The sequence below is a fragment of the Saccharopolyspora dendranthemae genome, assembly GCF_007829955.1.
In the GTDB taxonomy this organism is placed as follows: Bacteria; Actinomycetota; Actinomycetes; order Mycobacteriales; family Pseudonocardiaceae; genus Saccharopolyspora; species Saccharopolyspora dendranthemae.
The window spans coordinates 803,334-821,748 of sequence record NZ_VIWX01000002.1 but is presented as its reverse complement, the minus strand read 5'-3'; the positions used below and the strand labels follow the sequence as shown (position 1 = coordinate 821,748).

At 71.3% G+C, this 18,415-nt stretch carries 18 protein-coding genes; 8 read left to right on the top strand and 10 right to left on the bottom strand.

Features of this window, described 5'->3' with window-relative positions; all coding sequences use genetic code 11:
• Positions 1–99: 99 nt before the first annotated feature.
• A complete protein-coding gene (locus FHU35_RS12555) occupies positions 100–1,023 on the top strand; it encodes an alpha/beta hydrolase (protein WP_145738817.1) in 924 nt (307 codons plus the stop codon).
• Between the two features lie 24 nt (positions 1,024–1,047).
• Here the strand turns inward: FHU35_RS12555 and FHU35_RS12550 are convergent, their stop codons facing one another.
• The gene (locus FHU35_RS12550; RefSeq protein ID WP_145738815.1) at positions 1,048–2,469 is read right to left on the bottom strand and encodes a pyridoxal phosphate-dependent decarboxylase family protein; all 1,422 of its coding nucleotides are present in this window, start codon (positions 2,467–2,469) and stop codon (positions 1,048–1,050) included.
• Positions 2,466–3,782: an MFS transporter gene (locus FHU35_RS12545; RefSeq protein WP_246110263.1), complete on the bottom strand. Its 1,317-nt coding sequence runs from the start codon at positions 3,780–3,782 to the stop codon at positions 2,466–2,468. Before FHU35_RS12545 ends, FHU35_RS12550 begins: the two co-directional genes overlap by 4 nt.
• Positions 3,783–4,045: 263 nt before the next feature.
• On the opposite strand from FHU35_RS12545, the gene FHU35_RS12540 reads away from it, so the two are divergent.
• From FHU35_RS12540 to FHU35_RS12525, 4 genes are all read left to right on the top strand, one after another.
• Positions 4,046–5,218 (top strand): aminotransferase-like domain-containing protein, encoded by a 1,173-nt coding sequence (locus FHU35_RS12540; RefSeq protein WP_246110262.1) that lies wholly within the window; start codon positions 4,046–4,048, stop codon positions 5,216–5,218.
• Between the two features lie 128 nt (positions 5,219–5,346).
• A complete protein-coding gene (locus FHU35_RS12535; RefSeq protein ID WP_145738813.1) occupies positions 5,347–7,713 on the top strand; it encodes a xanthine dehydrogenase family protein molybdopterin-binding subunit in 2,367 nt (788 codons plus the stop codon).
• On the top strand, positions 7,710–8,561 hold the full coding sequence (locus tag FHU35_RS12530; RefSeq protein ID WP_145738811.1) for an FAD binding domain-containing protein: 852 nt from the start codon (positions 7,710–7,712) through the stop codon (positions 8,559–8,561). The genes FHU35_RS12535 and FHU35_RS12530 overlap by 4 nt, the downstream gene beginning before the upstream one ends.
• Complete coding sequence (locus FHU35_RS12525) at positions 8,554–9,033, top strand: (2Fe-2S)-binding protein (protein ID WP_145738808.1); 480 nt, start codon at positions 8,554–8,556, stop codon at positions 9,031–9,033. The genes FHU35_RS12530 and FHU35_RS12525 overlap by 8 nt, the downstream gene beginning before the upstream one ends.
• A gap of 112 nt (positions 9,034–9,145) precedes the next feature.
• Here FHU35_RS12525 and FHU35_RS12520 read toward each other — a convergent pair whose 3' ends face one another.
• Both FHU35_RS12520 and FHU35_RS12515 read right to left on the bottom strand, forming a co-directional pair.
• Positions 9,146–11,182 carry a HelD family protein gene (locus FHU35_RS12520; RefSeq protein WP_246110261.1) on the bottom strand — a complete coding sequence of 679 codons (2,037 nt, stop codon included), beginning with the start codon at positions 11,180–11,182 and terminating at the stop codon, positions 9,146–9,148.
• Between the two features lie 98 nt (positions 11,183–11,280).
• Positions 11,281–11,766 (bottom strand): SRPBCC family protein, encoded by a 486-nt coding sequence (locus tag FHU35_RS12515; protein ID WP_145738804.1) that lies wholly within the window; start codon positions 11,764–11,766, stop codon positions 11,281–11,283.
• A 187-nt stretch (positions 11,767–11,953) separates the two neighbouring features.
• On the opposite strand from FHU35_RS12515, the gene FHU35_RS12510 reads away from it, so the two are divergent.
• Positions 11,954–12,712: a dienelactone hydrolase family protein gene (locus FHU35_RS12510; protein WP_145738802.1), complete on the top strand. Its 759-nt coding sequence runs from the start codon at positions 11,954–11,956 to the stop codon at positions 12,710–12,712.
• Positions 12,713–12,760: 48 nt separating this feature from the next.
• Here the strand turns inward: FHU35_RS12510 and FHU35_RS12505 are convergent, their stop codons facing one another.
• A complete protein-coding gene (locus tag FHU35_RS12505; RefSeq protein WP_145738800.1) occupies positions 12,761–12,991 on the bottom strand; it encodes an HC3 family zinc finger protein in 231 nt (76 codons plus the stop codon).
• A 279-nt stretch (positions 12,992–13,270) separates the two neighbouring features.
• Complete coding sequence (gene map, locus FHU35_RS12500; protein WP_145738798.1) at positions 13,271–14,035, bottom strand: type I methionyl aminopeptidase; 765 nt, start codon at positions 14,033–14,035, stop codon at positions 13,271–13,273.
• An 86-nt stretch (positions 14,036–14,121) separates the two neighbouring features.
• Here map and FHU35_RS12495 point away from each other — a divergent pair, with 86 nt between their 5' ends.
• Positions 14,122–14,415 carry a helix-turn-helix transcriptional regulator gene (locus FHU35_RS12495; RefSeq protein WP_145738795.1) on the top strand — a complete coding sequence of 98 codons (294 nt, stop codon included), beginning with the start codon at positions 14,122–14,124 and terminating at the stop codon, positions 14,413–14,415.
• On the opposite strand, the gene FHU35_RS30320 is transcribed toward FHU35_RS12495, so the two are convergent.
• Positions 14,393–16,030, bottom strand: coding sequence for a bifunctional NAD(P)/FAD-dependent oxidoreductase/class I SAM-dependent methyltransferase (locus FHU35_RS30320; protein WP_145738793.1), 1,638 nt, complete (start codon positions 16,028–16,030; stop codon positions 14,393–14,395). The two genes, FHU35_RS12495 and FHU35_RS30320, sit on opposite strands and share 23 nt — an antisense overlap.
• Before the next feature lie 73 nt (positions 16,031–16,103).
• On the opposite strand from FHU35_RS30320, the gene FHU35_RS29265 reads away from it, so the two are divergent.
• Positions 16,104–16,313, top strand: coding sequence for a hypothetical protein (locus FHU35_RS29265; RefSeq protein WP_186459394.1), 210 nt, complete (start codon positions 16,104–16,106; stop codon positions 16,311–16,313).
• A 58-nt stretch (positions 16,314–16,371) separates the two neighbouring features.
• On the opposite strand, the gene FHU35_RS12485 is transcribed toward FHU35_RS29265, so the two are convergent.
• The 3 genes from FHU35_RS12485 to FHU35_RS12475 all read right to left on the bottom strand — a co-directional run bounded on the left by FHU35_RS12485 (position 16,372) and on the right by FHU35_RS12475 (position 18,371).
• Positions 16,372–17,073, bottom strand: coding sequence for a class I SAM-dependent methyltransferase (locus tag FHU35_RS12485; RefSeq protein ID WP_222429356.1), 702 nt, complete (start codon positions 17,071–17,073; stop codon positions 16,372–16,374).
• A 43-nt stretch (positions 17,074–17,116) separates the two neighbouring features.
• Positions 17,117–17,518, bottom strand: a complete 402-nt coding sequence (locus tag FHU35_RS12480) for a VOC family protein (RefSeq protein ID WP_145738791.1) — start codon at positions 17,516–17,518, stop codon at positions 17,117–17,119.
• Between the two features lie 172 nt (positions 17,519–17,690).
• Positions 17,691–18,371: a GntR family transcriptional regulator gene (locus FHU35_RS12475; protein WP_246110260.1), complete on the bottom strand. Its 681-nt coding sequence runs from the start codon at positions 18,369–18,371 to the stop codon at positions 17,691–17,693.
• Between the last annotated feature and the right edge of the window lie 44 nt (positions 18,372–18,415).

Sequence of the window (18,415 nt, the reverse complement as noted above, 5' to 3'; positions counted from 1 at the left end):
GGTGGCTCGACGTTACGCAGGTGAGCGGAGGGCTGACAAGAACTCGCCGCGAGAACGGCCCCCTCCCGTCCCCGATCGCCAGTGACTACCTTGATCGCCATGCCCCTGCTCGGAAATCCCACCGTCTCGCGGATCGCCGCCACGGTGATCCAGCGCGTCTCGTCGCTCGCCTCGCACAGCCGCCGACACCACCGGTTCCCCGAGATCCCGGGAACGACCCGCCGGATCGAGGTGCCCACGACCTACGGCCCGGTACCCGCGACGCTGTACCTGCCGCAGGAGGGGGACGCACCGCCCCTGCACGTCAACATGCACGGCGGGGGCTTCATCATCCGCTACCCCGAGCAGGACGACCCGCTGTGCCGCTACCTCGCGGCCCGCTCCGGCGTCGCGGTGCTCAACGTCGACTACCCGGTGGCACCTCGTCATCCCTTCCCGGTTCCGCCGAAGGCGTGCTTCGAGGTGGTGCGCTGGGCCGCCGATCACGCGGGGGAGCTCGGGGTGGACCCGGCCCGGCTCAGCGTCGGCGGCGCGAGCGCGGGCGGATCGCTCGCCACCGCCGTGGCCCGGCAGGCCCGCGACGCCGGAGGCCCGCACCTGGCGCTGCAGGTCCTGCACTACCCCGCGCTGGACCTCGTGACCTCGACGCAGGAGAAGATGCGCGCCCGCGGCCGCGACGAACCACCGTTCCTCAAGCCCTGGATGGCGGCGGTCTTCCACGACTCCTACCTGCCCGACCGGACCCTGGGCACCGATCCGCTCGCCTCCCCGGCGCACGGCGCGAACGACGAGGACCTGAGCGGGACAGCACCGGCACTGGTGATCACCACCGAGCTGGACCTGCTGCGCGCCGAGGGAGTGCGCTACGTCGAATCGCTGCGCCGCGCAGGCGTTCTCCTGGAGCACCACGACGTGCCCGCCGCCGATCACGGCTACGACCAGCTCGGCGGCGCCGGCTCCCTGATCCGCGAGACCTACGACCTGATCGCCGAACACCTCCGCCGCGCGCACTTCAGCCGCTAGAACCGGTCTGCGGGCGTGCGACGCCTACCCCGGGCGGTAGAGGATGCCGAGGAATTCCTGCAGGAGTCGTTCTCGCAGGCGCGGGCGGGCGATCGCGAGCATCGCGTTGATCTCGGCCATCCGGTCCGGCAGCCCTGCGCCGCCGCCCATGCCCGCGGCGGCCAGCAGCTGACCGAACTCCTCCTCGGAGAGCGAGTCGGGGTCGAGGTCGGCGAGGAACGCGGCGATGCCCTCGTCGACCACGACCGGCCCCGCCGTCCGCGCGGCGGCCACCGAGGCGTGCAGGGCTGACGCGAATTCCGCTTCGCTCCCCCGGTTCGCCGCGGTGATCGTCAGGTGCAGGTTGACCGGCGAATCACCGTGGGCGAACTGCGGTTGCACGTACCAGCCTCGGGTGCCCATCTCGTCGGCCACGGTGAACAGGTCGATCCCGTCGTCGTCGGTGGTCAGCGCGAGCAGCGTCGAATCCGGTTCGGCGACCAACCGCAGGCCGCTGATCGCGGTGATCTCCGCGCGCATCTCCTCGACCGCCTCCAGCGCTGCCCGCGCCAGGCCCAGGTAGCCGTCGTCGCCGACGTGACGCAGCACCGCCCACGCCGCGGCGAGCGGGCCACCGGAGCGGGTGGACTGCAGCGTCGAGTTCAGCATCGTGTAGCCGGGCCACCCCGCGCCGGCGAAGAAGTGCCCGCGGCGCAGCTCGGAGTCGGCGTGCAGCAGCACCGACGCGCCCTTCGGGCAGTAGGCGTACTTGTGCAGGTCGACCGACACGCTGGTGACCCCGTCGACGGCGAACCCGAACTCGGGGACGTCCCTGCCCAGCCGCCGGAAGTAGGGCAGGATCCAGCCGCCGATGCAGGCGTCGACGTGCATCCGCACTCCGCGCGCCGCCGCGCCTGCTGCGATCTCGGCGATCGGGTCCAGGACTCCGTGCGCGTACGAGGGGGCGCTGGCGACCACCAGCACCGTGTCGTCGTCGATCGCCCCGGCCATCGAGGCGGGGTCCGCGCGGAAGGTCACCGGGTCCACGGGAACCACCACCGGTCGCACCCGGAACAGGTGGGCGGCCTTGTGGAACGCGGCGTGCGCGGTCGAGGGCAGCACCACGGTCGGTTCCGCGATGCCGGGGTTGCCCTCGCGTGCCGCCAGCACCGCGAGCATGCAGGACTCGGTACCGCCCGAGGTGACCGAACCGACCGTGCGCGCAGTCCCGCCCAGCAGCTCGGACGCGGCGGAGACCAAGTCGTTCTCCATCCGCAGGAGACTCGGAAACGCCGTCGGGTCAAGGCCGTTGGCGCTCGCCGCGAGCGCGTGCGCGGCGGCCGAGAGCTCGTCGAGCCCGTCGAGGCCGCTGTCGTAGACGTAGGCGAGGGTGCGGCCGCCGTGGGTCGGCAGGTCGGCGGCGCGCAACGCGCGCAGCTCGGCCAGGACGTCGTCCGCGGAGCTCATCGTTCCTCCAGCACATCGCGCCGCAGCAGCGGCAGGCCCAGCATCACCAGCAAGCCCGGCAACAGCGAGAAACCGAGCAGGATCGCGGTGACCGCGCTGTCCGGCTGCTGCGCGACCCCTTCGACGCTGGACACGTAGCCGCCCATCCCGAGCACGAGCCCGAACAGGCCCGGCCCCAGCGCCATTCCCAGGGTTTCCGAGCCGGTCCACACGCCCGCCGCCACACCGGCCCGGGTCTCACCGGTGCGTTCCTCCTCCGCCGTGATCAGGTCCGGCATGATCGCCAGCGGGAAGACCTGGATGCCCGCGTAGCCGACCCCGGCGAGCGCGACGAACACGAACGACACCGCCACCGGGAGCACCAGCGCTGCCGACAGTCCCGCACTGGCCAGGCCGAATGCGATGCAGGCGGCGCGGAAGCCCCAGAGCTTGCCCCACCGCTCGCCGATCCTCGGCCACAGCGGCATCGTCACCAGCGCCGGGAGCACGAATCCGACGAACAGCCAGGTCTGCACCGCCGGGTCGCCGAAGACGTACCGCGACGCGTAGCTGACCCCGGCCAGGAGCGTCGCCAGCCCGAGGGCCTGCACCGTGTACACCAGGACCAGGCGGCGGAACGATCGCCATCCGCGCATCGTGCTCACCAGCTCGCGCCATCTCTGCGCGCCCGGCCGCAAGCGACCCACCGGCGCATCGCGAAGCCCCAGCAGCATCAGCACCACGCCGAGCAGGATGATCACGCCGATCACCACGCCCATCACCCGGTAACCGGCCACACCGCCGATGCCGTTGGCGATGCCAGGGGCGCCGCCGCCGGAGACGAGCACGGCCACCGCCAGGAAACCCATCCGCCAGCTGGTGAGCCGGGTGCGCTCGCCGCGCGAGTCGGTGAGCTCGGCGGGCAACGCGTTGAACGGCACCTGGAAGAGCCCGAACGCGGTGGCGCACAGCAGGTACAGCAGCATCACGTACCCGGCGTCCAGCGCGGTGTCGCCGAATCCCGGGTGGGCGAAGATGCCCGCGAACAGCACCGCGACGCCGATGCCCCCGAACAGCAGGAACGGCCGCCTGCTTCCGTGGCGCACCAGCCCGGCGTCGGAGAGCCGGCCGGCGATCGGGTTGAACACCACGTCCCAGATCTTCGGCACGAGCACGATGGCTCCGGCGATCGCCCCGGGCACGGCCATGGTGTCGGTCAGGTACGGGAGCAGGAGCAGGCCGGGCACCGTGGAGAAGGAGCCGGTGACCAGCGAGCCGAACGAGTAGCCGAGTCTGGTGCGGGTTCCGATCCCTGCCTGGACGGGTTCTGGCACTGGCGCTCCTCCGGAATCGCTCGCCTGCTCGCATGATCGCACCGCCCGAGCGGTTTCAGGACGACGTGGATTCGTTTCGTTACGCAACCGTCCGGAGCTCGCGGCGTGAGCCGCACCAAATTCGGGTGCCTGCCCAGCTCCGGTGTCCTAGGGTGTTCCGCAGGCTCCTCGAACAGCGAAGCCGATCCGTGAGGCGCGCCAGCGGCAACACTGCGGCCCGACGCCCCGCATCTCGCACTCGCCTCTTCGTTCCAGGAGCGTCCATGCCTTCCCTCCCCCGTGCTGCCCGGATGGCCGGGGTCACCAGCTCTCCCGTGCGCGATCTGCTCGCGCTGACCCGCCGGCCGGGCGTGATCTCGTTCGCCGGTGGGCTGCCCGCACCGGAGCTGTTCGACTCCGAAGGTCTGCGCGCCGCCTACGCCCGGGCGCTGGCCGAGCCCGACGTCGCCTCCGCCCTGCAGTACTCGCCGACCGAGGGCGACCCCGCGTTGCGGGAGATCGTGGCCGACCGGCTCACCGGCCAAGGACTCCCCACGACGAGCGACGATCTGCTGGTCACCACCGGTTCGCAGCAGGGCCTGAACCTGGTCGCCTCGGCGCTGCTGGACCCCGGATCCGTGGTGCTGGTCGAGGAACCCGTCTACCTCTCGGCGGTGCAGTGCTTCCAGCTCGCGCAGGCCCGGATCGTGCCGGTTCCCGCCGACGACGACGGCATCGATCCCGAGGCGCTGGAACGCATCGCCGCGCAGGAGCAGCCGTCCTTGCTCTACCTGGTGCCGACGTTCTCCAACCCCACCGGTCGCACGGTCCCGGACGCCCGGCGCGATCGCATTGCCGAGGTCGCCGCCCGGCACAACTTCTGGCTCGTCGAAGACGACCCGTACCACGAACTGCGCTACTCGGGCCGACCGCTGACGCCGTTGTCCGCGCGGGTGCCGGACCGGTCGATCTACCTGGGCAGCTTCTCCAAGATCGTCGCCCCCGGCATGCGCGTGGGATGGCTCCGCGCGCCCGCCGAGCTCCGGCAGCAGCTGACCATCCTCAAGCAGGCGGCTGACCTGCACACCTCGACCATCGATCAGGCCGCCGCAGCCGAATACCTGGCGACCGCCGACCTCGCCGCCCAGGTGCGCCTGCTGTGCGAGACCTATCGCGAGCGCCGCGACGCGATGCTGACCGGTCTGCGCGCGATCACCCCGCCGGGCACCACGTGGACCGAGCCCGAGGGTGGGATGTTCGTCTGGGCGCGGCTTCCCGGCGCGGTGGACACGGCGGAGGTGCTCCGCGAAGCGCTGCACCACGACGTCGCGTTCGTGCCGGGTGCCGCGTTCCAGGTGAGCGATCCCGACCGCGCCACGATGCGGCTGTCGTTCACCACGTTCTCCCCCGAGGTCATCGGCGAAGGGCTGCGCAGGCTGGCGAAAGCCCTGGGCTGATCGGGGCGTTCACCGCGCCGTCCGTCCGGTGGATTGCGCACGTCGGCGGAGCTCCAGCAGGCTACTCTGAGCCATCCGCTGTGACGACCCTCACCAGTGCCGTCCGGCGGAAGCCACTGGGAGGGCTGATGCAGTCGATGCAGGGCGGCCGGCCGACGCTGCTGGGCGTGCGCACACCACGTGTCGAGGACGACCGGTTGCTCGCCGGACGCGGTCGCTACATCGCCGACGTCGTGCTGCCGGGCATGGTCGAGGCCGCGTTCGTGCGAAGCGACGTTCCGCACGCACGCATCCGGGAGGTGGACACCTCCGCAGCGCTCGAATCACCCGGCGTGCACGCGGTTTTCACCGGAGCGGATCTGGATCTCGACGCCGTGCCCGACCGGATGCCGTGGGTTCGCCCGGTGCGGCACTTCCCGCTCGCACGAGACCGGGTGCGCTACGTCGGCTGCCCGCTCGCGGTCGTCGTCGCCGACGACCGCTACCTGGCCGAGGACGCGACCGAACTCGTCGCAGCGGACCTGGAGCCGGTGTCCACGGTGGACACCGCTGAGCAAGCCCTGTCGCCGGACGCCGCGCTGCTGTACCCGGAGTGGGGCGACAACCTGCTGCTGTCCGTGGACGCCGACAGCGCCGAGGTGGACGCGGCGTTCGAGCGCTTCCGCGCCGTCAGCGGCACGTTCACCACGCATCGCCACTCAGCCGTCCCCCTCGAGGGCCGCGGGGTGGTGGCCGAGTACCGCGACGACCGCCTCACGGTGTGGACCTCGACCCAGGCCGCGTACGTCGTGCGAGCCATGCTCTCCGCGGTGCTGGGGCTACCGGAGCGCGACATCCGGGTCGTCACGCCCGACGTCGGTGGTGGTTTCGGGCAGAAGAACGAGATCTACCCCGAGGAGTACGTCGTCCCGTGGCTGGCGATGCGGCTGCGCCGTCCGGTCCGGTGGATCGAGGACCGGCACGAGCACCTGATCGCCGCGACCCACGCCCGGGACACCACGATCGATCTGTCCGCGGCGGTGCGCGAGGACGGGACCATCGCCGCGCTGCGCGGCCGGGTGCGGACCGACCTCGGCTCCGGCGAGATCTTCCCGGCCGGGTACGGGCCCAGCCTCGTGGCGGTCGGGTCGCTGTGCGGGCCCTACCGGATCCCGCACCAGGCGATCGCGGTGCAGGGCGTGGTCACCAACAAGACGCCCACCGGCGGGTACCGCGGTTTCGGCGGCCCGGAGGGCACCTTCGCGATCGAGCGGCTCGTCGACAAGATCGGGCGTGAGCTGAGCATCGATCCGCTGGAGCTGCGCCGCCGGATGATCCTCGCCCCAGACGACCTGCCCTACGAGACGGCCTCGGGGGCGCGGCTGGAATCGGGCACGCACCGCGAGGCGTTCGAGCGCGCCGTGGAGCTGGGCGAGCGGATGCTGGCCGAGGAGCAGGGATCCGCCGCCCCCGGCACCTACCTGGGCCTCGGGTTCGCCACGTACGTCGAGGGGATCGCCTCCACCACCTTCTCCATCACCGGAACCTGGAGCAGCCAGGACTCCGCGGACGTCCGGTTCGACGCCGACGGCGGGGTCACGGTCGCGGTCGGCATCTCGGCGATGGGCCAGGGCGCGCACACCATGGTGGCCACGCTCGTCGCGGAAGCGCTCACGCTCCCGATCGAGCAGGTGCGAGTCGTCATGGGCGACACCGACACCGCGCCGTTCGGCCTCGGCAGCTGGGCGAGCCGCAGCGCCCTGGTCGCCGGAGGCGCGATCGATCGGGCCGCGGAGGTGTTGCGGCGCAAGGGAACCGCCATCGCCGCCCACCTCCTGGAGGCCTCCCCCGACGACCTGGAGCTGGCCGACGGCAGCTTCCAGGTCCGCGGGAGCCCGGGCAGCGCGATCTCCTGGACCCAGGTCGCCCAGTCGGCGCTGAACCGGACCTTCGAGCTGCCGCCCGGGGTCGAGCCGGGTCTGGAAGCCCGCGCCGTCTACGAGTCCACCGGCCTCGATCACGTGCCGCGCCCCGACGGCAAGATGAACGCCTGCGCCAGCTACACCAACGCCACCCACACAGCCGTCGTGCGCGTCGACCCCGAGACCGGTGTGGTCGAGGTCGTCCGCTACGCGGTCGTGCACGACTGCGGCCGCGTCATCAACCCGCTGACCGTCGCCGGTCAGATCCACGGCGGAGTGGCGCAGGGCATCGGCGGAACGCTCTACGAGCAACTCCCCTACGACGACGGCCAGCCGCTGGCAACGACGTTCATGGAGTACTTGCTGCCGAGCGCGCGGGAGATCCCCGTGATGGAGGTCGAGGAGCTGGGCGGTCCCGCACCGGAGACCCCGTTCGGCGTCAAGGGAGCGGGCGAGGCCGGCATCATCGGAGCACCGGCGGCGATCGCCGGTGCGGTCGAGCACGCCCTGGCACCGCTCGGCGTCACCGAAATCGACACCGTTCCGCTCACTCCCCCGGTGGTGCGCGGGCTGATCGAGGAGGCGCGAGCATGAAACCGCCGCCGTTCGACTACGCCCGCCCCACGACGCTGGACGAGGCCGTCGCGCTCCTGGCGGCCGACGAGGACGCGAAGGCGCTCGCCGGCGGTCAGAGCCTGGTGCCGATGATGAACTTCCGGCTGGCCCGGCCCAGCACCCTGGTGGACATCGCCCACCTGCCCGGCATGGCGGGACTGCACCGGGAGGGCGAGGTTCTGGTGATCGGCGCCGCCACCCGGCAGCGCGCGGTCGAGACCTCGCCGCTGGTCGCTGAGTCCTGTCGGCTGCTGGCCGATGCCCTGCGCCACGTCGGGCACCACCAGATCCGCACCCGGGGAACCCTCGGCGGCTCCCTCGCCCACGCCGACCCGGCGGCCGAGATCTGCGCCGCGGCTCTCGCCCTCGATGCTGAGGTCATCGCCATCGGGCCGGACGGCAGGCGCTGCGTCCCGGCCGCGGAACTGTTCCTCGCCCCGTACCAGACGACGCTCCGGCCCGACGAGATCATCACCGAGATCCGGTGGCCGATTCGTCCGCGAGCGCATCACGGCTTCGCCGAGATCGCCCACCGGGCCGGCGATTTCGCCCTCGCCGGGGCCGCTGCGGTCGTCGAGCTCGACGGGTTCGAGGTCACCGACGTCCAGCTCGCGGGCCTGGGCATCGCCGGGGCGGTGCGTCGCCTCCCCGAGGCCGAGAACGTCCTGCGAGGACGTCCGCTCACGACCGGGTCGATCCACGAGGCCGCCGAGGCCGCCGCCGAGTCGGCCGATCCACCGCAGGACGTGCACGCCGATCCGGCGACCCGCCGGGCCGCCCTGCGCGTGTCCACCCGGCGAGCTCTGGAGCTGATCCCGCATGGCTGAATTCCCGTCCGCGAACAGGGACATCACCTTGACGGTCAACGGGCGGGAGATCCGCCGCTCGGTGGCCGCCAGGCGTCTGCTGGTCGACTTCCTGCGCGACGAGCTCGCGCTCACCGGCACCCACGCGGGTTGCGAGCACGGGATCTGCGGAGCGTGCACGGTGCTCATCGACGGAGACCCCGCGCGGGCCTGCATCACGCTGGCCGTGCAGGCGGACGGATGCGAGATCACCACCGTCGAAGGTCTCACGCCCGAGAGCGGCCTGAGCCCGATGCAGCAGGCGTTCAAGGAATGCCACGGCCTCCAGTGCGGCTTCTGCACGCCGGGGTTGCTCGTGACGCTCGCCGCAGCGTCACCTGAGGACCATCCCGACGACGCCGCGATCCGAGAACTGCTCGGCGGCAACCTCTGCCGATGCACCGGATACCAGCACATCGTCGACTCGGTGAACCGGGCGTGGGGCCGAACCTGACACCCTCCCGCGCTCTTTGAGGAGTCGTTTCAGAATGCGGCGGAGCCGTTGTCTCAGGTGTGGGACTCAACCCGCACCGCCGAGCAACGTGATTCTGCGATGACCCCTCAGTTCAGGGACGTGCCGCTGAGCCCTCGCGTGGTGCCATCCCCGCCAGCGGTTCGGGGACCTCCTGCACGCACGCGACCCCCAGCCTCCGGGTCGCCCTGGTCATCGACACGTAGAGATCGCTGCGCCCGAACCCTCCGGCCCCGAGGATCTCGGCGGGCTCCACGATCAGCACCGAGTCGAACTCCAGCCCCTTGGCCTGGTTCGGTTCCAGCACGACGATCGACTCGGTCAGCTCGACCGGGTGCGGGACCTCGAGCACTGCGGCCAGTTCGGGCACCAGGTGAGGTGGCGCGATCACCGCGAGCTGGCCCGTCTCGTGCTTCGCGGCGATCTCCCCGACCAGCTCTCCCAGTGCTTCCCGGGACACGCGCTCCAGCCACGGCACCTCACCCGAGGACCGCACCGACTTCGGCGGTCGCAACCCGGTTCCCGCGAGCAGGTCGACCGTCGCCTCCATGATCTCCGAGGGAGTCCGGTAGTTCACCGTCAACTCGGCCAGTCTCCACCGGTCGGCCACGTGCGGCGCCAGCATCTGCCCCCACGACCGGGCGCCGGAGGACGTTCCGGTCTGGGCCAGATCGCCGACGAGAGTCATGGACCGGGACGGGCAGCGGCGCATCAGCATTCGCCACTGCATCTCCGAGAGCTCCTGGGCCTCGTCGATGACGATGTGCCCGAACACCCCCTTGCCGGAACCGGTTCCGAGCACAGCGGCGGCTTCGTCGAGCAGCGCCACGTCGGCCGACGTTCGCGGAGCGGAGCCGATCAGTTCGGTCACGACGTCGTCGGCGGCGAGCTCCGGCCACACCTCGTCGAGCGCGGCGACGATCCCGTCGTCGGCCAGCAGCGACGCCCGCAGGCCGTCTCGGTCCGCGGCGTCGATCATCTCGTGCGGCGCGGCATCGTCGGGATCCACGACCACGCCTGCCGCTGAGAGCGCCCTGAGGTCGGCGGCACCGAGGCTGCCGTCCGCACTGCCCCCGTCCAGCGCCCGGCCGTCGTCGTCGAGCACGACCGATTCCATCCGCTCGACGAGCAGATCGGCGAGCGACCCCACGAGCTCGTTCTGGAAGACGAGCCGCGCCTGGTTGTGGGGCAGCCCCGCCTCACGCGCTTTGCTCACGGCTCGGTGGCACGACTCGGTGGCCAGGGTGAGCGGCTGATCCTCGAAGAACACCTCGACCGGCTCCTCCGGCACGCGCACGCGCGAGCGGACCGCGTGCGCGATCTCCTCGGCCATCCGGGCGGATCCCTTGCGCTCGGCTTCCGGGTCGAGTTCGCCGAATCCCAAGCCGTCGCCGAGTTCGGCGATCGTGGAGGCGACGACCCGGTTCTCGCCCAGTCCCGGCAGGACCTGCCCGATGTAGTCGAGGAAGATCCGGCTCGGGCCGACCACGAGCACGCCGCGGTTGCGCAGGTGCTCGTGGGTGTAGAGCAGGTAGGCGACCCGGTGCAGCGCGACGGCCGTCTTCCCGGTGCCCGGCCCTCCCTGCACGACCAGCACACCGCGCTCCGCCGAGCGGATGATGGAGTCCTGCTCGGCCTGCAAGGTCGTGACGATCTCGCGCATCCGACCGGTTCGCTCCGCGGTGACGGCCGCCAGCAGCGCGGCTTCGCCGACGAGGTGCCCTTCGGAACCGTCCGAGTCCAGCAACTCGTCGTCGACGGCCACGACGGTTCGTCCCCGGGTGGTGATGCGGCGCCTGCGGCGCACGCCCTGCGGATCCGCGGCGGTGGCGGTGTAGAAAGCGCGGGCCAGCGGGGCTCGCCAGTCGACCAGCAGCTGCTCGTCGTCGGATTCGCGGAACACCCCGGTGCGGCCGATGTAGGCGCACGTCCCGTCGTTCATGTCCAGTCGGCCGAAGCACAACCCGTGCTCGATCCCGTCCAGGCGGGAGAGCTCGGACTGCCACACCGCGACCGTGTCGGGGTCGCCGCCGGATTCGACCCGTGCCGCCGCCTGCTCGCGCAAGGCGTCGACGTGGGCGTACAGCTCGGTCAGGTACTCCTGCTCTAATGCGAGCTCGTCGCCGCTCACTACCCCAGTGCTCCCCATGCTCGGACGTGCAACCAGCACAGAGTGCCCGAGAGCGGGCGACAATTCCAGTCGCACCGCGCCGTCCGGTGTGGACTGAGTCATGCCCGCAGGAGGTCAGCGATCCGGTCGACCGCCCGGCGAGCGCGCTCGGCCAGGCCGGTCGACATCATCTGATCGATCTGGTCGACCGAGGCGAACGTGGTCAACAACACCATCCGCGCGCCGGTTCCCCGCTCGGCCAGCGTCATCTGCACGTGGCTGACGCCGAACTCCGTGGCGCGGTGGCCGTTCTCGTCGACGGGGCCGTCCTCGAACTCCAACCGGTGCGGGGCGTCCACCGCGCAGATCTGCCACCACCCCCGGGATTCCGCGCCGTCGGGGCCGACGACCCGGTAGCGGGCGCGTCCGCCGGGCCGCAGGTCGTGGTCCTGGAACTCGGCGAGCCCTCCCGAGCGGGCCCACCACCGTTCGAGCTTCCGGCGGTCGGCCCACACCTCCCAGACCTGACGCGGCGCGGCGTCGAAGTCCGCGGTGACCGTCAGGGTGAGCTCCTCGGCGTCGGTGATGACCTCGAGCGCGGGCATGGCCACTCCCCTCTCCACTGGTCCTCCTAATCTGGTTAGCGCTCACCGAGCGGGCGCGCAACCCGCCAGCGCGCGAGGCGATCGCGGCACTCCCGGCATAGCGCTCAGCCGCTTCTCCCCGGTGAACGCCGGTGTTCCGCGAATGCTTAGATCGGGCGAGCGACGACCACGAGGAGGAAATGCGCCCATGACTTCCGCACCAGGGGCAGAGGTGGACATCACCACACCGGATGGCGTTGCCGATGCGTACCTCGCGCACCCGGAAGGCGACGGGAAGCACCCCGGGGTGCTGTTGTACATGGACGCCTTCGGCCTCCGCCCGCACCTGCGCGCGATGGCCGACCGGCTCGCCGCCGAGGGCTTCACCGTGCTCGTGCCGAACCTGTTCTACCGGGCGGGCCGGACTCCGGTCTTCGAGCTCCCCGAGTTCATCGATCCGGGTGAGCGCCCGGAGCTGTTCCAGACCATCGGCCCGCTCATGCAGCAGCTCACGCCCGAACTCGCGATGCGCGACGCGGGCGCCTACCTGGAGTGGCTCGCCCGCAGCCCGCTGACCACGGACGAGCCGGTCGGCGTCACCGGGTACTGCATGGGTGCGGTGATGGCCCTGCGGACGGCCGGGGCCTACCCGGAGCGCGTCGCGGCGATGGGCGGCTTCCACGGTGGCAACCTGGCGACCGAGGAGCCCGACAGCCCGCACCTGGTCGCCCCGCACGTGACCGCCGAGCTGTACTTCGGCCACGCCGATCAGGACCACGCGCTGCCGCCCGAGCAGATCGAGCGGCTCGACGAAGCGCTGACCGATTCCGGCGTCCGCTTCCGGACCGAGGTCTACGAGGGCGCGCCGCACGGGTACACCCAGGCCGACACCGCCGCCTACGACGAGGCCGGAGCGGAACGCCACTGGGACGCACTGCTCGAGCTGTTCCACCGCAACCTGCGCTGAGCAACGCGGCCGCCGGTCTCGCCACGCGTTGTGGCGGGGCCGGCGTTCTCAGTCCTCGGAGTCTGCTGCTTCCGGGACTCCGGCGAGCTCGTGCGCCCCGGTGTTGCAGGACGGGCAGGTCGGCCAGAGCCAGCCGAGCTCGGAGCTGTCGACCGTGACCTTCTTCGAGCACAAGGTGCGCACGGCGACGCCGTGGTAGCCGTGGCGAGGCTTGGGATCGGTGGTCGCGTGCCGCTGGCCATCGGCGGGAACCCAGCTGAACGGGTGGGGGCGGTACATCAGACCACCGCTTCGCGCGAACGCAGTCCGAGGCCCGGCCGGCCGCCCCCGGTCAACTCGAACACGCTCGTCACGATCTTGAACGCTACCCGAACAACGAGCGATCACACGCAACCCGTTCGGAGTAGTTGACCGCCCCGCAAGCACGAGAGACCAACCGAGACCACCACTCGCCGTGACACTTTCACGTTTTTAGAATCGGATTGATCGTACATTTCGGCTATACCGGACGCTGCGGCAATCACGCGCCGTCATCGCCCGGAAGGTCGTGGCACGCGGTCAGGGCAGGGTCAGGATTCGCGGCCCCTCCGGCGTGATCGCGATGGTGTGCTCGGAGTGCGCCGTGTGCGAACCGTCGGCCGAGCGCAACGTCCAGCCGTCCGGGTCGGTGACGATGCGGGCGGTGGTGCGCGCGAACCAGGGCTCGATGGCGATCGTCAGCCCGGGCTGCAGCTTGAGCCCGCGCCCGGGCTTGCCCCGGTTGGCCACGTGCGGCGCCTCGTGCATCGTGCGACCCAGCCCGTGCCCGCCGAACTCGGTGTTGATCGGGTAGCCGTGCCCGGTGGCCACCTCCTCGATCGCCGCCGAGATGTCGCCGAGCCGGTTGCCCGGCTTCGCGACGTCGATGGCCGCTCGCAGAGCCTCTTCCGTGCAGCTCACCAGCCTCCGGTCCTCCGCGTCCTCGGCACCCACGATGACGGTGCGAGCGGCGTCGGCGACCCACCCGTCGATGCCCACCGCGAAGTCCGCCGTGAGGACGTCGCCGTCGCGCAGCGCGTAGTCGTGCGGAAGCCCGTGCAGCACGGCGTCATTGACCGACAGGCAGATGACGTTGCCGAACGGGCCCTCGCCGAAGGACGGCGCGTAGTCCCAGTAGCAGGACTTCGCACCGCGTTCCTCGATCCGCCGGCGCACGTGGTGCTCGATCTCCATCAGGTTCACCCCGACCGCCGCCATGTCCCCGACCTCGGCGAGGATCTCGGCGACGAACGCGCCGGTGACGCGCATCTTGTCGATCTCGGCCGGGGTCTTCAACTCGATCACGCGCACTCCTACGACTCACAGCGCCGGTATTTAAATACCACGATAGCACCTTGCAGGTATTTAAATACCACCGTAACCTTCGACTCGTGGTACGCCTCCCCCTCACCCCCGATCAAGTCTCCTCCGGCGCCCGCGTGGGCAAGGTGTTGCGGGACGCCCGGGCGGGCCGGGACGCCGCCGAGATCGCCCGTGCAGCCGGGATCTCCCCGGAGACGCTGCGCAAGATCGAGTCCGGCCGCCTGCCGACTCCGGCCTTCGGCACCGTGGTGGGCCTGTGCGATGCCCTGGACCTGCCGGTGCACGAGGTCGCCGAGGTCTGGCGCGGCGCATCGAGCCTGCGCAGCGCCTCGGCGACCCTCAGCGCAGGCGCCGCGCCTTGAGCACCACGTCGTGCGGGTGGTCCTCCTTGCCCGGCCCGGTCCGCGGCCGGGTCTCGTCCGTCTCGACCGCCCAGTCGTCGTCGAGGAGCTTGGCGACGTCGGTGGGCTGGACGTACTCGTCCGGGTCGAACTCGGCGTCCGGCGGGAACGCCGCCGGGTCGTGACCGACGAAGAGCAGCACGCCGCCCGGGGCGACCGCCTCCAGCAGGGCGCGCACCGGTTGTTCTCCGCGTTCCTTCTTCAGCGCGAAGTACTGCGCGGTGACCAGGTCGAACGAGCTCGTCGGGGGATGCTCGGAGCCCAGATCCGCCCGGACCCACGCGATGCCGGCGGCCACGTCGGGTGCGTGCTCGGCGGCGGCCGCCGCACCGCGCTCGACCGCGACCCGGGAGATGTCGGTCGCGGTGACCTTCCACCCCTGCGCGGCCAGCCAGATCGCGTCGCCACCCTCACCGCAGCCCACGTCGAGAGCCTGCCCCGGCTGCACACCGGTGACCTCCGCGACCAGGACGTCGTTGGGGTTGCCGCTGAACAGCCGGTCCTGCTCGCCGTAGCGCTCGTCCCATTCCGCCGCGCTCGTGCGGTCCCCTCCTCCGTGGTTCATGCCGTGCCTGCTGTCGCCCATGGCCACCTCGCAAGTCCTGCTCTCCGCCGCCGCGCTGAAGGCGTCCCGAGCGGCCGCGACGGCACGGCCGGTCTCCTCCTCGATCAGATCCATGTTGAGCATCGCTCCGGTGTTCGCCCCCGCCGCCGCTGCGGCGACGACGGTCGCGCGCAGGTCGGTGGTGTTGCCGGCCACCCACACGCCGTGCGCGGCGGTCCGCCCGTTCTCGTCGGCGGGCAGGTACTCCCCGCCGCTCGGGTGCGGAGCCGGTTCGAGCCCCAGCCCGGCGGCGAGCTCGGTGCGCGCGACCATCCGCGAGGCCACGGCCACGGCGCGCAGCCCCACGACGCGCCCGCTCTGAAGCCGGACACCCGCCAGCTCGTCTCCCGCGACCTCCACCCGCTCGACCGGGTCTGCGACGACCTCGATCCCCCGAGCGGCGAGCTTCTCCGACTCCTCCTCCGACGGCGGTTCGGACCCGTTGAGCAGCAACGTGATCCGCTCGCTCCACTGCCGGAACAGCAAGGCCTGGTGCACGCTCATCGGACCGGTCGCGAGGACGCCGATCGCTTCGTCGCGGAACTCCCAGCCGTGGCAGTACGGGCAGTGCAGCACGTCCCGCCCCCACCGCTCGGCAAGTCCCGGCACACCGGGCAGCTCATCGCGCAGTCCGGTGGCCAGCAGCAGGCGGCGGGCGCCCGCCCACCGACCACCGCTCAACTCCACGACGAACCCCGAACCCTCTCGCCGCGCCGAGATCACCTGCGCGGCAACGATCTCTCCCCCGTAGGACTCGACCTCGCCTCGTCCGGCCGCGAGCAGCTCCGCGGGCGCAGCGCCGTCGCGCGAGAGGAACCCGTGCATGTGGGCGGCCGGAGCGTTGCGGGGCTCCCCGCCGTCGACCACCAGAACGCTGCGCCGTGCTCTGCCGAGCATCAGCGCGGCGTTCAGCCCTGCCGCGCCGCCCCCGACGACGACAACGTCGTACCTGGTCAGAACCTCGTTCTCCATCAGTGACCACCTCCAGGTACCACGGTGCCCGACCCCTCCACATTCCGGCAACATTCTTTGCCGGGTCGGCAAATTGGGTCTTCTCTCCCGCTCCTGGGGATACCTGCGCGGCGCATCGGTCGGGATGAACACCGCCGGCGCACACCACCAGGACGCCCTGCGAATCTACCTGCGCCGCACCGGCTTCTCCGGTGCTCAGATCTACGGCGTGCAGCCCGTCCACGGCCAACGCAGCGAGGTCCGCGTCGGTGACGCATCCGCGTACTCCGCCCTCCCGTCCTGATCAGCTCGCCGCGCTTCGAGCCGGGACCGCGGCCCGCCCCTGACGATCGGGGGCGGGCTCAGGGCATGGCCGCGAAGAGGGCGGCGCTGCCCCGGCGGTGGACCTCGAATCGCGAGAACCGCTGGGCGAGGGCGCGTTCGAGACCCTCGAAGTCGTCGTCGAGGTTGCTGAAGACGCCCTTTCCGTTGTAGGCGCGCATCATCGCGCGGGCCGCTCGGTTGTGGCGGCAACCTGCGTTGACGAGCGTGCTGCCGAACAGGACTCCGCCGGGTCGCAGCAACGCCTTGAGGTTGTCGAACACCACCGCCTTGCTGTCGATGTCACCGGGCAGGCAGTGCAGCACGTAGCTCAGCCCGATCGAGCCGTAGGTGCCCGGTGCCAGGGGCAGCGGCTTGAGCACGTCTGCGGCGTGGAGTTGCGGGCGGAACCGGCGAAGGCGGTGAGCCGCGAATCTCAGCACGTCGAGGTTGGCGTCCAGCAGGGCCAGCCTCGGGTGCTCCCCGGGCAACCCGCTGCGGTCCACGTAATACCCGGTCCCCGGCCCGACGTCGAGGTGGGCGTCGCTGACGTGGTGCGCGTAGAGCGCGCGGATGGCCCGCGCCGGGCATCGCCACACGAGCGCGTTCGACGCGTGCACCACGACGGCGTCGTAGACGCGCAGGACCTTCGTCGAATACAGCGCCTGACCAGCGAAGGCGGGGTCCTCCTCGTCGAGGGCGAAGGCCTCCGCAGGGATCGGCGCTCCTCTGTTCTCCATCATGACGGGATGGTGGGAACGCGCGCTTTCCTCCCACTTGCCCCACTCACGTCGGAGCGGCGAAGAACTCGAGGGCGATGTGGTCGGGGTCGCGGAACTGGACTCCGGATCCGTAGTGGGCGTCGATGATGCCGCCGTGCTGGATGTCGAGGTCGTCCAGGTGGTGGCACCAGCTCTCCAGTTCGACCCGGTCGCGGCAGGCGAACGCCACGTGGTCCAGTCCGGCCCGGTGCTCGTCGAACGCGCCGCCCCTGGCCCCTCCCGGGTGCGTGTGCAGACCGAGCAGCTGTCCGTTGGGCAGCGCGAACACCGTGTGGTGGAAGCCGCCGCGGGTCTCGTCCTCGTCGAGAACCGGTTCGGCGCCGAGCAGCGCCCGGTACCAGCGGGTGCTGCGTTCGAGGTCGGTCACGGTGATCGCCACGTGCGCGATGGGTGGGAACTCGGCCATGCCAGCCTCCTCGGGAACTGCGCCGGGAGAGCGGCGAAGGCCATCCCGGCGCGGTGTCACTCCATGGTGCACACACTGCGCCGGTCGGGGAACCTCCCGCTGGTCGCCCGATGGCGTCGGGCGGTGGTCTGACCTCGACCGCAGCCGCCGCGTCTCACGGGGCGGCCTCGTCTCACGGGGTGGTGAAGCGCGGTGACTGACTCTTGCCGATCTCCGGCAGCGTGTCGATGACGCTGCCGAGGTGGGCGCGCATCGCGGCTTCCGCTGCTTCGGAGTCGCCCGCGCAGATGGCCTCGATGATGGCCAGGTGCTGCGGCAGCGACACCGAGGGGCGTCCGGGGTGCATGGCGAGGCGGAACTGGTGCCGGACGTTCTGGCCGCGCAGCCTCCCGAGCACCGCGCACGCGGTCTCCTGGCCGCTGATCCGCATGATCAGCGCGTGCAGCCGCTTGTTGATCTCGGAGTAGCCGAGCACGTCGCCGGACGCGACGGCCTGCTGCATCTGCTCGCCGATCTCGCGCATCTCGCTGCGCTCGCCCTCGGTGACGCGGTCGGCGGCTCGTGCCGCGCACAGGCCTTCGACGACCATCCGCACCTCGGTGATCTCGATGGCTTCCTGCAGCGACACCGCGCGCACCCGGGCGCCCCGGTTCTGGATGCGCTCCACGAGGCCCTCGGTGGTCAGCTGCACGAGCGCGTTGCGGACCGCCGCGCGGCTGACGCCGAACTGCTCGGAGAGCTCGGCCTCCACCAGCCGCTGGTTCGGGGCGAAGTCTCCGCTGGTGATGGCCTCGCGGATGGCGTCCACGACCGGAGAGTCCTGGCCGATGTCGTCCCGATTGGCTGTGGTCACGTCGCCTGCCCCAGATTGGTGACAATTTTGTCCACCAAGTCTAG